A 14,959-nucleotide genomic window follows, 5' to 3' on the forward strand; every position below is an offset into this window, starting at 1 on the left:
CGTGGTCAATCCACCCCAACCTGATTGCGCCCATTGTTCTTGGCCAGGTACAGGCCCTTGTCCGCCGCCGAGATCAACTGCCGGCAATGGCTGCCGATGCCCGGGGTCAGGGTCGCCAGGCCGATGCTCACGGTCAGGACCGAGTCGGGGTTGGGCATGGTATGGGCGATGTTCATGGCCTCTACGGTCTGGCGCAGTTTCTCCGCGACCAGGCGCGCCCCGCCCGGCGAGGTGTTGGGCAGCACCAGGGCGAACTCCTCGCCGCCGTAACGGGCCGGCAGGTCGCTGGGGCGGGCGCAGGAGGCACGAATGGCTTCAGCCACCTTGCGCAGTGCTTCATCCCCGGCCAGGTGGCCGAAGGTGTCGTTGAACGACTTGAAGTAATCGACATCGACCATCAACAACGACAACTGCGCCTGTTCACGCATGGCCCGGCGCCACTCCAGCTCCAGGTACTCGTCGAAATGGCGGCGGTTGGAAAGGCCCGTGAGGCCATCGGAGTTCATCAGCCGTTGCAGCACCAGGTTGGTGTCGAGCAACTGCTGCTGGCTGACGCGCAGGGCCCGGTAGGCCTCGTCGCGTTGCAGCAGGGTCAGGTAGGAGCGCGAGTGATAACGGATGCGCGCCACCAGTTCGATGTTGTCCGGCAGCTTCACCAGGTAGTCATTGGCCCCGGCGGCAAAGGCCGCGCTCTTGACCAGCGGGTCTTCCTTGGTCGACAGGACGATGATCGGGATGTCCTGGGTGGCCGGGTTGTTGCGGTATTCGCGCACCAGGGTCAGGCCGTCCAGGCCGGGCATGATCAGGTCCTGGAGGATCACCGTGGGTTTGATCCGCACCGCCTGGGCCACCGCTTGGTGCGGGTCGGCGCAGAAGTGGAAGTCGATGTTCTCTTCGTGAGCCAGGCCACGCCGCACCGCTTCGCCGATCATTGCCTGATCGTCGACCAAGAGGACCATCGCCGAATTTTCATTCATGGTCGGAAAACCGTCGAGCGGTAAATCATTCATGCGCTGTCACCTGGTCACTGCCGGCCAGCCGGCATGGCTCAATACATATCGTCATTTTGGAAAAACTTCCATCAATCGCGAGGCGATTCGCTCCAGCGGGCGAATCTCCACGGCGGCGTCTATCGCGGCGGCTGCCTTGGGCATGCCGTACACCGCGCTGCTGTGCTGATCCTGGGCAATGGTCAAAAAGCCCTGTTGGCGCATCAGCTTCAAGCCCTGGGCGCCATCGCGCCCCATGCCGGTGAGCAATACGCCGACCGCGTCGCCGCGCCAGTAGCGGGCCACGCTTTCGAAAAATACATCGATGGAGGGCCGGTAGATCTCGTTCACCGGCTCCGCGGTATAGGCCAGGTTGCCGTTCTTGAGCAGGCGGATGTGGTGGTTGGTCCCGGCCAGCAACACCTGCCCCGGTTGTGGCGGCTCGCCTTCGCTGGCCAGGCGCACCGCCAGGCCCGACGCACTGCTGAGCCACTCGGCCATGCCGGCGGCGAACACCTGATCAACGTGCTGAACCAGCACGATCGCTGCGGGAAAGCTCTTGGGCAAGGCTTTGAGCAGCACTTCCAGGGCGGCCGGGCCACCGGCCGAGGAGCCGATGGCAACCAGGCCCTGGCGCTGGGCAGCCTCACGGACCGGCGCGGCCATGGCCCGGGTCGGGCTGCTGCGCTGCTGGCCGATCAGCCAGCCGATGTTGAGGATCTTGCGCAGCAGCGGCGCGGCGGCCTCGCGCGGGTCGCCAGCCCCCAGGGCCGGGGTGTCGACCACGTCGAGAGCGCCATGGCCCATGGCCTCGAACACCCGGTGGACATTCTGCTGGCGGTCGACGGTAACGATAACGATGGCGCAAGGGGTTTCAGCCATGATCCGCCGGGTTGCCTCGACACCGTCCATGACCGGCATGATCAGGTCCATGAGGATCAGGTCCGGCAGTTGCTCGGCACACAGTTTGACCGCCTCGGCGCCATTGCTGGCGACCCAGATCACCTCATGGGCCGGTTCGAAGGCCAACGCCCGGCGCAAGGCCTCCACGGCCATGGGCATGTCGTTGACGATGGCGATTTTCATCCCTGCGCTCCCCCGATCAACTCGACGACGGCGTCGAGCAAGGCATCATCGTGAAAACTGGCCTTTGCCAAATAGTAGTCGGCCCCGGCGTCCAGTCCACGGCGACGATCTTCTTCGCGGTCTTTGTACGAAACCACCATCACCGGCAGTGATTGCAGGCGGCTGTCACGGCGCAGCAGGGTGACCAGTTCGATACCGTCCATGCGCGGCATGTCGATGTCGGTGATCAGCAGGTCGAAGTCCTCGCTGCGCAAGGCGTTCCAACCGTCCATGCCGTCTACCGCAACGGCCACTTCATAGCCTTTGTTGCTGAGCAACTTGCGCTGCAATTCGCGCACGGTCAGCGAATCGTCGACCACCAGCACGCGCTTGCGCGCCGCCTCGCGCACGCTGCGCTGGCCGCGTTCGATACGTTCCAGGCGACCGGTGCTGAGGAGCTTTTCCACCGAGCGCAGCAGGTCTTCGACGTCGATGATCAGTACCACCGCGCCATCGTCGAGCAAGGCCCCGGCGGAAATGTCCTGGACCTTGCCCAGGCGCGCATCCAGCGGCATCACCACCAGCACCCGCTCGCCGATCAGGCGTTCGACCGCCACGCCATAGAGCATCTCGCGCTCGCGAATCACCACCACTTTGATGCTCTGCCCTTCGCCCTGGCTCGGCGGGCGATTGAGCAGCTGGCTGGCCGAAACCAGGCCGATATGCCGGCCCTCATGCCAGAAATGCTGACGGCCTTCGATCTGCACGATGGCCTCGGCCGGTAGTTCCAGCGTGCGTTCGATGTGCGCCAGCGGGAAGGCATAGGCCTCGGCGCCGACCTCCACCACCAGGCTGCGCACCACCGACAGGGTCAGCGGTACTTCAAGGTGAAAGCAACTGCCCTGGCCGCTGGCCTGGGTCAGCTCGATCGAGCCGCGCAGCTGGCGAACCATGTGCTGCACGGCATCCAGGCCGACACCGCGCCCGGAGACTTCAGTCACCCGGTCACGCAGGCTGAAACCGGGCAGGAACAGGAAGGTCAGCAGCTCGGCCTCGCTCATCTGCGCCACGGTCTCGGCAGGCGACAACTGGCGTTCAACGATGCTCTGGCGCAAATGCGCCAGATCGACGCCGCCACCATCGTCGCTGATCTCCAGCACCAGCAGCCCGGCCTGGTGCGAAGCGCGCAGGCGGATCTGCCCTTCCAGCGGCTTGCCGGCCACCAGGCGCCGTTCGGGCGACTCGATGCCGTGATCGACGGCATTGCGCAGCAGATGGGTCAAGGGCGCTTCGAGTTTTTCCAGTACGTCGCGGTCGACCTGGGTCTTCTCGCCTTCGATTTCCAGGCGCACCTGCTTGCCCAGCGAGCGGCCAAGGTCACGGACCATGCGGCTTTGCCCGGTCAGCACATCGGCAAACGGGCGCATGCGACAGGCCAGCGCGGTGTCATACAGCAGTTGCGCGCGTTGGCTGGCTTGCCAACCGAACTCGTCGAGGTCCGATGCCTGCTGCAACAGAATCTGCTGGGTTTCCCCAAGCAAACGTTGAGCCTGGGCCAGGGCATCCTGGACTTCCGGGCTCTGGCCGCTGCTTTCCAGTTGCTGCTTGAGGCCGTCCAGGGCACGGATGCTCTGCCCGTGCATGCGCTTGAGGCGCTGCAGAGTGGCCAGATAGGGTTTCAAGCGCTGGGTTTCAACCAGCGATTTGCTCGACAGGTCGAGCAGACTGTTCAGGCGCTCGGCAGTGACACGCAAGACCCGCTCGCCGCCCTCACTCGTGCGCTTGCCGCTGCGCACAGGCGCCGCTTCGACTTCCGGCTCGGGTTCCAGCATGACCGGCTCGACCAGCAGGGGTTCGGGTTCCGGCAAGGCAACGGCTGGCGGCGCCATAGCGGGCGGCGGTGCCGCGCCCGGGTCGAGCAAAGCGGCCATCTGCACCAGAAAGGCTTGCACCGCCGCATCGATGCTGACGTCACCGGGGGTGGCGATACGCATCAACAGGTCTGTGCCTTGCAGCAAGGTATCGATATGTTCCGGGCGCAGCAGCACGCGGCCTTCCTGCGCGCCGACCAGGCAGTCTTCCATCACATGGGCGACGCTCACCCCGGCGTCGACGCCAACAATCCGCGCCGCGCCCTTGAGCGAGTGGGCCGCGCGCATGCAGGCTTCAAGCTGATCGGCCTGGGTCGGGTTGCGCTCCAGCGCCAGCAACCCGGCGCTGAGCACCTGGGTCTGGGCTTCGGCCTCCAGGCTGAACAGCTCGAGCAACGAGGCGTCGCGCATTTGCTCTGGGGTCATGACAGGCTCCGGTTCACGGCAGACAGCACTTGTTCTTCATCCAGCACGCGGACACTGCGCCCGCGCCATTGCAGCACCGCTGCGGTAAAACGTGTTTCACCCTGCTCCACAGCCAGGCGGCCGGGGTCCAGGCCATGGATACCATCCACTTCATCGACCTGGACCACCACCGAACCGCCCGCAGCGGCAATGATCAGCATGCGCGGCATGACCCGCGCCGAGGTCGCCGCCGCGGCCTGGGGTTCAAGGCCGAGCAGATCGCTCAGCGACAGGCACGGCACCAGCGCACCACGTACATTGGCCACCCCATGCAGCACCCGCGAGCGCTGGTGCGGCAGGGAATGCACCTGCTGCAACGGTGCGACCTCGACCAGGCAACGGGTGGCCAACGCCAGCCACTCCTCGCCCAGGCGAAACAGCAACAACGAGCGGCCACTGCTGGCTTGCTCGAGGGCTACGCTTTGCTCGTAGGCTTGCTGGGACAGCGAGTAACGGTCCAGCAGGCGCGTGGCTGCGGCCGCATACACCTCGCAGTTTCGGCAATGGATATGCGCCTCGAGTAGCGGGCAGCGCTTGTCGCCATGGACCCCGATACGGTTCCAGCAGTCGTCGATGCTGGCGGCGTCACTGGCGACCAGTTGCACGTCGTTGTCACCCATCATTGTTCAGACTCCCGGTCGGCGCGCCGTGCGGCCCGTTCCTGCAGGCGCCGGGCGCCTGCGACATCACCTTGAGAAGCCAGCAACGCGGCCAGGTGCACCAGTGCCTCCGGATGCTGGGGGTCGAGGTACAACGCCTTGCGGTAATGGCTCAACGCATCGCTGCTGTCGCCGGCGGTGTCGCTGAGCAAGCCCAGCCAGTAGAACACCTGGGCATTGGGCGGGTACTGCTGCAAATAACGTGCACAGGCGGCCTGGGCCTGGGCGCTGCTACCGGCATTGGCCAGTTGCGCAATCTGCGCCAGCAATTCGCTCGCCGGCTCCTGTGCGGCGGGCTTGGCAGGCGGTGGGGCAAAAGGCTTGATCCTGCGCATCAGGGCAGGCGCCGGGCGCGGCACGCTGGCCACCGTCAGCGGCACCGTCAATGGCACTGGAATGGCCAACGGTTTGCTCGGCGGCGCAGGCTCCATCTCGGTTTGGCGCACATAGGCGAAGGACTGGGCGATACCCACCGGGCGCATGCCCATGCGCGCCAGCAGGCTGCCCTCGGCCGGGCCGATAAACAGCACGCCCTGTTCATGAATCAGGTTTTTGAGTACCTCGAACACCCGTTGCTGGGTGGGTACGTCGAAGTAGATCAACAAGTTGCGGCAGAAGACGAAATCGTAGCTGCCTTCGCGGGAACTCAATGCCGGATCGAGCACGTTACCTACCTGCAGCCTGACCTGCTGGCGAACCCGATCATCGAGGCTGTGGCCTTCGGCGCACTCGCTGAAATGCCGCTCACGAAAGTCCAGGTACGCACCGCGAAACGAGTTGCGCCCATAAAGCGCCTGTTCGGCCCGGCCAATGGAGTTGGGGCTGATGTCCATCGCATCGACGCGAAAGCTGTGGGCGGCAAAGCCGCCGTCGAGCAAGGCCATGGCAATCGAATACGGCTCTTCTCCGGTGGAGCACGGCAGGCTGAGGATGCGCAGCGGGCGCAGGCCACCAAGCTCGGCCAGACGCTTGCGCGCCAGGGTTACCAGAGCATTGAAGGACTCCGGGTAGCGGAAGAACCAGGTTTCCGGGACGATCACCGCCTCGATCAGTGCCTGCTGCTCCTGACCCGACTGCTGCAGGCGCAACCAGTAGTCATCCAGGTCCCGGGCCTCCAGGATCGCACAACGCTGACGCAAGGCGCGCTCGACCATCGGTGCGCCGACCGAGGCAACGTCCAGGCCGATGCGATCCTGCAAAAAGCGAAAAAAACGCTGCTCGCCACTCATGCTTGCCCCTCGCCACCTGCTGCAACGTCGGGCGGGAACAGCAGCTCGCGCACTTCGATGCCGAGCAGGTCCTGCACACTGATACGCTGCAGCAAACCATGGGCATCCTCGCGCACCGGGCCCAGGTACGGTGCCTGCCGATTGTCCAGGCCATAAGGCTGGAACTCGGCAGGGTCGCAGCGCAGGGTATCGGTGGCCTGTTCAAGGATCAGCCCCAGTAACAACGCCGGGCGCAACGGATCGACGCGGTAGTGCACCAGCACCAGGCGTGTGCTGGTGCGCACCGGCGCCGGCAAGCCAAAACTCAAGGCGCCGACATCGATCACCGGCACCAGCGCGCCGCGATGGGCCAGCACCCCGACAACCCATGACGGGGTTTGCGCGATGGGCTTGAGCGGCAGGCGCGGCAGTACCTCGGCAACTTCATGGGCGTCCAGGGCAAAGCGCTGCTCGCCGATACGGAATACCAGGTACAGGGTGCCGTGGGAGGCCGCGTCCTGGTTGCGGCGGGGCTGAAGGTCGTTCATCGGCAGGTCAGACTTTGAACCGCGACACGCCGCCACGCAGGCCGGTGGCCACCTGGCTCAGTTCGTCGATAGCAAAGCTGGCCTGGCGCAGCGACTCGACGGTCTGGCTGCTGGCATCGCCCAACTGCGCCAGGGCGTGGTTGATCTGCTCGGCGCCAGTGGCCTGGGCCTGCATGCCTTCGTTGACCATCAGCACCCGCGGCGCCAGGGCCTGGACCTGATGAATGATCTGGGTCAGCTGCTCGCCGACCTGCTGCACTTCGAACATGCCACGGCGCACTTCTTCGGAGAACTTGTCCATGCCCATGACCCCGGCCGATACCGCCGACTGGATCTCGCGAACCATCTGCTCGATGTCATAGGTGGCCACGGCAGTCTGGTCAGCCAGGCGCCGCACCTCGGTGGCGACCACGGCAAAGCCGCGCCCATACTCACCGGCTTTTTCCGCCTCGATGGCGGCATTGAGCGACAGCAGGTTGGTCTGGTCGGCGACCTTGACGATGGTTACCACCACCTGGTTGATGTTGCCGGCCTTCTCGTTGAGGATCGCCAGCTTGTTGTTGACCAGGTCCGCCGCGCCCATCACCTGGTGCATGGTCTCTTCCATGCGCGCCAGGCCCTGCTGGCCGGAACCGGCGAGGATCGAAGCCTGGTCGGCAGCCGAGGTAACTTCGGTCATGGTCCGCACCAGGTCGCGGGAAGTCGCCGCGATTTCCCGGGAAGTTGCGCCAATTTCAGTGGTGGTGGCAGCGGTCTCGGTGGCGGTCGCCTGCTGCTGCTTGGAGGTGGCGGCGATTTCGGTCACCGAGGTGGTGACCTGCACCGACGAGCGCTGAGCCTGGGACACCAGGTTGGTCAGCTCGCCCATCATCTCGTTGAAGCCGGTTTCCACGGCGCCGTACTCGTCCTTGCGGTCCAGGTTCAGGCGCACGCTGAGGTCGCCGCCGCTGAGCTTGTCCAGGGCATGGACAATCCGCTGCATTGGCGCGGTGATGGCGCGCATCAGCACCAGGCCGCAGGTGGTCGCGGCAAAAATGGCCAACAGCAACGAGACGACCATGCTGAACTTGGCCGTCGCCACGGCGCTGACGATCGATTCGGTCGCATTTTCGGCGGCATGACGATTGCGTTCGATCACCCCGTTCAGGTGCTTGCGTCCGTTGATCCAGGCAGGCGTGAGGACCTCGGCGAGCAGGCGCTGGGCTTCGGGGTAATCCTTCTTGCGGTAGGCATCCAGCACGATGTCCACCGCTTTGAGGTAATCCGTCTCAAGCTGGGTGAATTGGTCGAGGGTGGCCAGATCATCCTTGTCGCGGATGGTCGACCGGTAGCTGGCCATGTGCTGCTTGAGGCGCTCTTCAAACCCCTTGTACAGCTCCATGTCGGCCGAGCTGATCTCGCGATGATCGCTCAAGCCGACCAATTGCTGGGTCAACACGTAGCTGTCGACCCAGGCGCTGCGGACCATGGAGCTGTAGTAGACCCCGGGAATGCTGTCGGTTCGCACCGCTTCCTCGCCGGCCTCAATTGCCACCAGTCGCGAATAGGCGGCGACCACCATCAGCGACATGATGGCGATAATCACGGCGAAACTCGCCAGGATCCGTTGGCGCAAGGTCCAGTTTTTCACAGTCAGCCCTCAAATGTTCTACGCGAGCAGGAAAAATGGGCAGAGTATAGCCCAGCGGCTGCGCGCATTTGCGGCTGACTTAACAACTGGACCAGGCCAAACGGGCTAGATACTGGCCACTAGCCCGATTTCATTGGCTGGCGGCAAGTTTTACCTGGTTTTCCAGCTCGCTCTTGAGCGCCGGATCAAGCTTGAGCTGGCGCGCCAGTTCGTCCAGGTAGGCGCGCTCCATGAAATGCTCCTCGTCCACCAGCATGACGCTGGCGATGTACATCTCGGCGGCCATTTCCGGGGTGCTGGCAGCGCGGGCAACGTCAGCCGGGTCCAGGGGTTTGTTCAGCTCGGCGTGCAGCCAGTGCTGCAGCGCCTGGTCGCTGGACAGCTTGACGAACTCGCCCTCGATCAGCGCCCGTTCGCGCTCATCGACGTGGCCGTCGGACTTGGCCGCGGCCACCAGTGCCTTGAGGATCGCCTGGCTGTGCTGCTCGACCTGGGCCGGCGGCAGGCGGTCGAGGGTCTGCGGCTCGCCCTGCACGGCGGCCCCCTGCTTGGCCTGCCAGTTGCCGTAGGCCTTGTAGGCGATCACCCCAAGGGCCGCCAGGCCACCATAGGTCAGGGCCTTGCCGCCGTATTTGCGAGCTTTTTTGCTGCCCAGCAGCAAACCCATCGCCCCGGCTGCCAGGGCACCACCACCGGCACCGGAAAGCAGGCTGCCCAGGCCACCGCCGCCCTTGCCGCCGAGCAGGTCGCCAATACCGCCGGTTTTGCCGGCGGAACCTTTGCCGGCCTGGTTCTGCAGCAGGTCCTGGCCGGATTTGAGCAGTTGATCGAGCAAGCCTCGGGTGTTCATCGGGCATCTCCAAGGGAGGAAAGAAACCCCAAGAGTACTGCCGCTGGCTGAAGCGAAGCTGAATGCATTTGCTTCCAGATGTTGCCCAAGACCGGGCTACGCTGGACCCAGGCAACAGCAACTACGCTTAAAGCAGCTATACCTGCACTTTCACTGCCCCGAGATAATTTCAACAAGAGGGAACACCATGTTCGTGCACAAGACCGCCACGCTCTGCGCCCTGAGCACCGCCCTGCTGGCCAGCGCCGGCCTGCAGGCCGCCGATCCCTTGAAAGCCGTGGGCGCCGGCGAAGGCCAGCTGGATATCGTCGCCTGGCCGGGTTACATCGAGCGCGGCGAAAGCGACAAGGCCTACGACTGGGTGACCGGCTTCGAGAAGGACACCGGGTGCAAGGTCAGCGTCAAGACCGCCGCCACCTCCGACGAAATGGTCAGCCTGATGACCAAGGGCGGCTATGACCTGGTCACCGCCTCCGGCGACGCCTCGCTGCGGCTGATCGCCGGCAAGCGCGTACAGCCGATCAACACCGCGCTGATCCCCAACTGGAAAAACCTCGATCCACGGCTCAAGGATGGCGCCTGGTACGTGGTCGATAAAAAGGTCTACGGTACGCCCTACCAGTGGGGCCCGAACGTGCTGCTGTACAACACCAACGTGTTCAAACAGGCGCCCTCCAGTTGGGGCGTGGTGTTCGAGCCGCAGAACCTGCCGGACGGCAAGCCGAACAAGGGCCGGGTCCAGGCCTACGACGGGCCGATCTACATCGCCGATGCGGCGCTGTACCTCAAATCGACCAAGCCCGAGCTCGGCATCCAGAATCCCTATGAACTGAACGAAACCCAGTACAAGGCGGTGCTCGATCTGCTGCGCCAGCAACAGCCGCTGATCCACCGCTACTGGCATGACGCCACGGTGCAGATGAGCGACGTCAAGAACGAAGGCGTAGTCGCCTCCAGCTCCTGGGGCTACATGGTCAATGGCCTGCAGGCCGACAAGCAGCCGGTGGCCTCGACCATTCCCAAAGAAGGCGCCACTGGCTGGGCCGACACCACCATGCTGCATAGCGAGGCCAAACACCCCAACTGCGCCTACAAGTGGATGGACTGGTCGCTGCAACCCAAGGTCCAGGGTGACGTAGCGGCCTGGTTCGGCTCGTTGCCAGCGGTGCCGGCGGCCTGTACCGGCAGCGAACTGCTGGGCGCCGAAGGCTGCAAGACCAATGGCTTTGACCAGTTCGACAAGATCGCCTTCTGGAAAACCCCGCAGGCTGAAGGCGGCAAGTTCGTGCCGTATAGCCGCTGGACCCAGGACTATATTGCGATCATGGGTGGGAGGTAAGGCCCTATCGCCGGCAAGGCCGGCTCCCACCATGGACCGGTGTACACCAGCCTGTGGGAGCCGGCCTTGCCAGCGATGGGTTTCGCCCCCACTTACCTGTGGAGCACCTGAGCATGACCCTTGCAGTCCAGTTCACCAATGTCTCGCGCGCCTTCGGCGAGGTCAGGGCCGTTGACCAGGTGTCGATCGACATCCACGACGGCGAGTTCTTCTCGATGCTCGGCCCCTCGGGTTCGGGCAAGACCACCTGCCTGCGCCTGATCGCCGGTTTCGAGCAACCCAGTACCGGTTCGATCCGCATCCATGGCGCAGAAGCTGCGGGCTTGCCGCCCTACCAGCGCGACGTCAACACGGTGTTCCAGGATTACGCGCTGTTCCCGCACATGAACGTGCGCGACAACGTCGCCTATGGCCTGAAGGTCAAGGGCGTGGCCCGGGCCGAGCGCCACGCCCGCGCCGAAGAAGCCCTGGCCATGGTCGCCTTGGGCGGTTATGGCCTGCGCAAGCCGGTGCAGCTCTCCGGCGGCCAGCGCCAGCGCGTGGCCCTGGCTCGCGCGCTGGTCAACCGCCCGCGGGTGCTGCTGCTCGACGAGCCCCTGGGCGCGCTGGACCTGAAATTGCGCGAACAAATGCAGGGCGAGCTGAAAAAGCTGCAACGCCAACTGGGCATTACCTTCATCTTCGTCACTCATGACCAGACCGAGGCGCTGTCGATGTCGGACCGGGTCGCGGTGTTCAACCGGGGCCGCATCGAGCAGGTCGACACCCCGCGCAACCTGTACATGAAGCCGGCGACCACCTTCGTTGCCGAGTTCGTCGGCACCTCCAATGTGCTGCGCGGCACACTGGCGCAGCAGCTCAATGGCAGCGAGCTGCCCTTCTCGATCCGCCCGGAACACATCCGCCTTGGCGACCAACCGGCCGCCAGCAACGAAATCCAGGTCAGCGGCCTGCTCCACGATATCCAGTACCAAGGCAGCGCCACCCGCTACGAGCTGCAACTGGACAACGGCCAACTGCTCTGCATCAGCCAGGCCAACAACCAATGGCAGGAACACGCCGCGCCCTGGCAGCCCGGCCAACGCCTGCAGGCGCGCTGGGCCCGCGAGGCGATGACCGCGCTGCAGGAAACCGTGCCCGGCGAGGGCCGCTGAGATGAGCCAGGCCCTGGCAACAGCCGCGCCGACAGCCATGCGGCGCTTCTCCAACCTGCTCTACCGGCGGCCCAACCTGTACCTGGCGCTGCTGCTGGTGCCGCCACTGACCTGGTTCGGCGCGATATACCTTGGCTCGCTGCTGAGCCTGCTGTGGCAGGGCTTCTACACCTTCGACGACTTCACCATGGCAGTCAGCCCGGAGCTGACCCTGGCCAACTTCAGCGCGCTGTTCAACCCGTCGAACTTCGACATCATCCTGCGCACCCTGGGCATGGCCATCGCCGTATCGATCGCCAGCGCCACCCTGGCCTTCCCCATCGCCTACTACATGGCCCGGTACACCAGCGGCAAGACCAAGGCGTTCTTCTACATCGCGGTAATGATGCCGATGTGGGCCAGCTATATCGTCAAGGCCTACGCCTGGACCTTGCTGCTGGCCAAAGGCGGCGTGGCCCAGTGGTTCGTCCAGCAACTGAACCTGGGGCCAGTGCTGCTGTTCATCCTCGGTATTCCCGGGGTTGGCGGCAGCACCCTGTCGACCTCGCACCTGGGGCGCTTTCTGGTGTTCGTCTACATCTGGCTGCCGTTCATGATCCTGCCGATCCAGGCCTCGCTGGAGCGATTGCCGCCCTCGCTGCTGCAAGCCTCGGCGGACTTGGGCGCCAGGCCGCGGCAGACCTTCATGCAGGTGATCCTGCCGCTGTCGGTGCCGGGCATTGCCGCAGGCTCGATCTTTACCTTCTCGCTGACCCTGGGCGACTTCATCGTCCCGCAACTGGTCGGCCCGCCCGGCTACTTCATCGGCAGCATGGTCTACGCCCAGCAGGGCGCCATCGGCAACATGCCCATGGCCGCCGCCTTTACCCTGGTGCCGATCGTGCTGATCGCCATCTACCTGTCCATCGTCAAACGCCTGGGGGCCTTCGATGCACTCTGAGCGCGCCTCGATCGGCCTGCGCCTGGCGGCCTGGGGCGGGCTGGTGTTCCTGCACTTTCCGATCCTGATCATCTTCCTCTATGCCTTCAACACCGAGGACGCCGCCTTCAGCTTTCCGCCCCAGGGCTTTACCCTCAAATGGTTCAGCGTGGCGTTTTCGCGCCCGGACGTGCTGGAGTCGATCAAGCTGTCGCTGCAGGTCGCCTGCCTGGCCACGCTGATCGCCCTGGTGCTCGGCACCCTGGCCTCGGTGGCGCTGTACCGGCGCAGTTTTTTCGGCAAGGAAAGCATCTCGCTGATGCTGATCCTGCCCATCGCCCTGCCTGGGATCATCACCGGGATCGCCCTGCTCTCGGCGTTCAAGACCCTAGGTATCGAGCCCGGGATTTTCACCATCGTCGTCGGCCACGCCACCTTCTGCGTAGTGATCGTCTACAACAACGTCATCGCCCGCCTGCGACGTACCTCACAGAGCCTGATCGAGGCGTCGATGGACCTCGGTGCCGACGGCTTGCAGACCTTTCGCTACATCATCCTGCCCAACCTCGGCTCGGCATTACTGGCCGGCGGCATGCTGGCGTTTGCCTTGTCGTTCGATGAAATCATCGTCACCACCTTCACCGCCGGCCACGAACGCACCCTGCCGATCTGGCTGCTCAACCAGTTGAGCCGGCCGCGCGATGTGCCGGTGACCAACGTGGTGGCCATGCTGGTGATGCTGGTGACCATGCTGCCGATCCTCGGCGCCTATTACCTGACCCGCGGCGGCGAAAGCGTCTCCGGTAACGGCAAATAACTCCTGGAGGGCTAGACCATGCAAACCCGACTGTTGATCAACGGCCAACTGGTTGAAGGCGAAGGCGCAAGCTGTGCCGTACTCAACCCGGCGCTGGGCAGCGTGCTGGTGGAAGTCAACGAAGCCAGCGAGGCCCAGATCGATACCGCCGTGCGCGCTGCCGACCGCGCCTTCCAGAGCTGGTCGCAGACCACCCCCAAGGAGCGTTCGCTGCTGCTGCTCAAACTCGCCCAGACCATCGAAGCCCACGGTGAAGAGCTGGCCCGGCTGGAGTCGGACAACTGCGGCAAGCCGTACGCCGCCGCGCTCCACGACGAGATCCCGGCCATCGCCGATGTGTTTCGTTTTTTTGCCGGCGCCACCCGCTGCCTCGGTGGCTCGGCCGCGGGTGAATACCTGCCGGGGCACACCTCGATGACCCGCCGCGACCCGCTGGGCGTGGTCGCCTCGATTGCGCCATGGAACTACCCGCTGATGATGGTGGCCTGGAAGATCGCCCCAGCCCTGGCCGCCGGCAACACCGTGGTGCTCAAACCGTCGGAGCAGACGCCACTGACGGCATTGCGCCTGGCCCAACTGGCCAGCGACATATTCCCCGCCGGCGTACTGAACATCCTCTTCGGCCGTGGCCCAAGTGTCGGCACGCCGCTGGTGAACCACCCGAAAGTGCGCATGGTGTCGTTGACCGGTTCAATCCCCACCGGGGCCCATATCATCGCCAGCACCGCCGACAGCGTGAAACGCATGCACATGGAGTTGGGTGGCAAGGCACCGGTGATCATTTTCGATGATGCCGATATCGACGCCGCGGTCGACGGCATCCGCACCTTCGGTTTCTACAACGCCGGCCAGGACTGTACCGCCGCCTGCCGGATCTATGCCCAGAGCGGCATCTACGAGCAATTCGTTGAAAAACTCGGCAAAGCCGTGGCCAGTATCAAGCATGGCCTGCAGAACGACCCGAACACCGAACTCGGCCCACTGATCAGCGCCCAGCACCGCGACCGGGTGGCGGCCATGGTCGAACGGGCGATTGCCCAGCCACATATTCGCCTGGTGACCGGTGGCAAGGCAGTGGCCGGTGACGGCTTCTTCTTTGAACCGACGGTGCTGGCCGATGCCCAGCAGGATGACGAGATCGTGCGTCGCGAAGTGTTCGGGCCTGTGGTCTCGGTGACCCGTTTCGACGACGAAGCTCAGGCCCTGGCCTGGGCCAACGATTCCGACTACGGCCTGGCGTCGTCGCTGTGGACCGCTGACGTCGGCCGCGCCCACCGCATCTCGGCGCGCCTGCAGTACGGCTGTACCTGGGTCAACACGCACTTTATGCTGGTCAGCGAAATGCCCCACGGCGGTCAGAAACTGTCCGGCTATGGCAAGGATATGTCCATGTACGGGCTGGAGGACTACACCTGCATCCGGCATGTGATGTTCAAACATTAAGG

13 protein-coding genes are annotated in these 14,959 nt (G+C 64.5%); 5 read left to right on the forward strand and 8 right to left on the reverse strand.

What is annotated here, in order from left to right:
- Positions 1–5: 5 nt before the first annotated feature.
- The 8 genes from NLX68_RS07835 to NLX68_RS07870 form a co-directional block, all read right to left on the reverse strand.
- Positions 6–1,010 carry a PleD family two-component system response regulator gene (locus NLX68_RS07835; RefSeq protein WP_254283536.1) on the reverse strand — a complete coding sequence of 335 codons (1,005 nt, stop codon included), beginning with the start codon at positions 1,008–1,010 and terminating at the stop codon, positions 6–8.
- Between the two features lie 51 nt (positions 1,011–1,061).
- The gene (locus tag NLX68_RS07840; protein WP_010224911.1) at positions 1,062–2,075 is read right to left on the reverse strand and encodes a chemotaxis response regulator protein-glutamate methylesterase; all 1,014 of its coding nucleotides are present in this window, start codon (positions 2,073–2,075) and stop codon (positions 1,062–1,064) included.
- Positions 2,072–4,351 (reverse strand): hybrid sensor histidine kinase/response regulator, encoded by a 2,280-nt coding sequence (locus tag NLX68_RS07845; RefSeq protein WP_254283537.1) that lies wholly within the window; start codon positions 4,349–4,351, stop codon positions 2,072–2,074. Before NLX68_RS07845 ends, NLX68_RS07840 begins: the two co-directional genes overlap by 4 nt.
- Complete coding sequence (locus NLX68_RS07850; RefSeq protein WP_254283538.1) at positions 4,348–5,013, reverse strand: chemotaxis protein CheW; 666 nt, start codon at positions 5,011–5,013, stop codon at positions 4,348–4,350. Before NLX68_RS07850 ends, NLX68_RS07845 begins: the two co-directional genes overlap by 4 nt.
- Entirely contained in the window at positions 5,010–6,278 is a 1,269-nt protein-coding gene (locus NLX68_RS07855; protein WP_254283539.1) for a CheR family methyltransferase, read from the reverse strand. The genes NLX68_RS07850 and NLX68_RS07855 overlap by 4 nt, the downstream gene beginning before the upstream one ends.
- Entirely contained in the window at positions 6,275–6,805 is a 531-nt protein-coding gene (locus NLX68_RS07860; RefSeq protein ID WP_254283540.1) for a chemotaxis protein CheW, read from the reverse strand. The genes NLX68_RS07855 and NLX68_RS07860 overlap by 4 nt, the downstream gene beginning before the upstream one ends.
- 7 nt (positions 6,806–6,812) lie before the next feature.
- Positions 6,813–8,435: a methyl-accepting chemotaxis protein gene (locus NLX68_RS07865; protein WP_254283541.1), complete on the reverse strand. Its 1,623-nt coding sequence runs from the start codon at positions 8,433–8,435 to the stop codon at positions 6,813–6,815.
- 130 nt (positions 8,436–8,565) lie between these two features.
- On the reverse strand, positions 8,566–9,285 hold the full coding sequence (locus NLX68_RS07870; protein ID WP_254283542.1) for a tellurite resistance TerB family protein: 720 nt from the start codon (positions 9,283–9,285) through the stop codon (positions 8,566–8,568).
- A gap of 187 nt (positions 9,286–9,472) precedes the next feature.
- Here NLX68_RS07870 and ydcS point away from each other — a divergent pair, with 187 nt between their 5' ends.
- The 5 genes from ydcS (at position 9,473) to NLX68_RS07895 (ending at position 14,957) form a co-directional block, all read left to right on the forward strand.
- Positions 9,473–10,624: a putative ABC transporter substrate-binding protein YdcS gene (gene ydcS / locus NLX68_RS07875; RefSeq protein ID WP_254283543.1), complete on the forward strand. Its 1,152-nt coding sequence runs from the start codon at positions 9,473–9,475 to the stop codon at positions 10,622–10,624.
- Between the two features lie 113 nt (positions 10,625–10,737).
- The gene (locus tag NLX68_RS07880) at positions 10,738–11,778 is read left to right on the forward strand and encodes an ABC transporter ATP-binding protein (RefSeq protein WP_254283544.1); all 1,041 of its coding nucleotides are present in this window, start codon (positions 10,738–10,740) and stop codon (positions 11,776–11,778) included.
- A gap of 1 nt (position 11,779) precedes the next feature.
- The gene (locus NLX68_RS07885) at positions 11,780–12,718 is read left to right on the forward strand and encodes an ABC transporter permease (RefSeq protein ID WP_254283545.1); all 939 of its coding nucleotides are present in this window, start codon (positions 11,780–11,782) and stop codon (positions 12,716–12,718) included.
- Positions 12,708–13,514, forward strand: a complete 807-nt coding sequence (locus NLX68_RS07890; RefSeq protein ID WP_254283546.1) for an ABC transporter permease — start codon at positions 12,708–12,710, stop codon at positions 13,512–13,514. The genes NLX68_RS07885 and NLX68_RS07890 overlap by 11 nt, the downstream gene beginning before the upstream one ends.
- 18 nt (positions 13,515–13,532) lie before the next feature.
- Positions 13,533–14,957, forward strand: coding sequence for a gamma-aminobutyraldehyde dehydrogenase (locus tag NLX68_RS07895; RefSeq protein ID WP_254283547.1), 1,425 nt, complete (start codon positions 13,533–13,535; stop codon positions 14,955–14,957).
- Positions 14,958–14,959: the final 2 nt, after the last annotated feature.

It is taken from the genome of Pseudomonas sp. SBB6 (assembly GCF_024213215.1).
GTDB lineage: Bacteria > Pseudomonadota > Gammaproteobacteria > Pseudomonadales > Pseudomonadaceae > Aquipseudomonas > Aquipseudomonas donghuensis.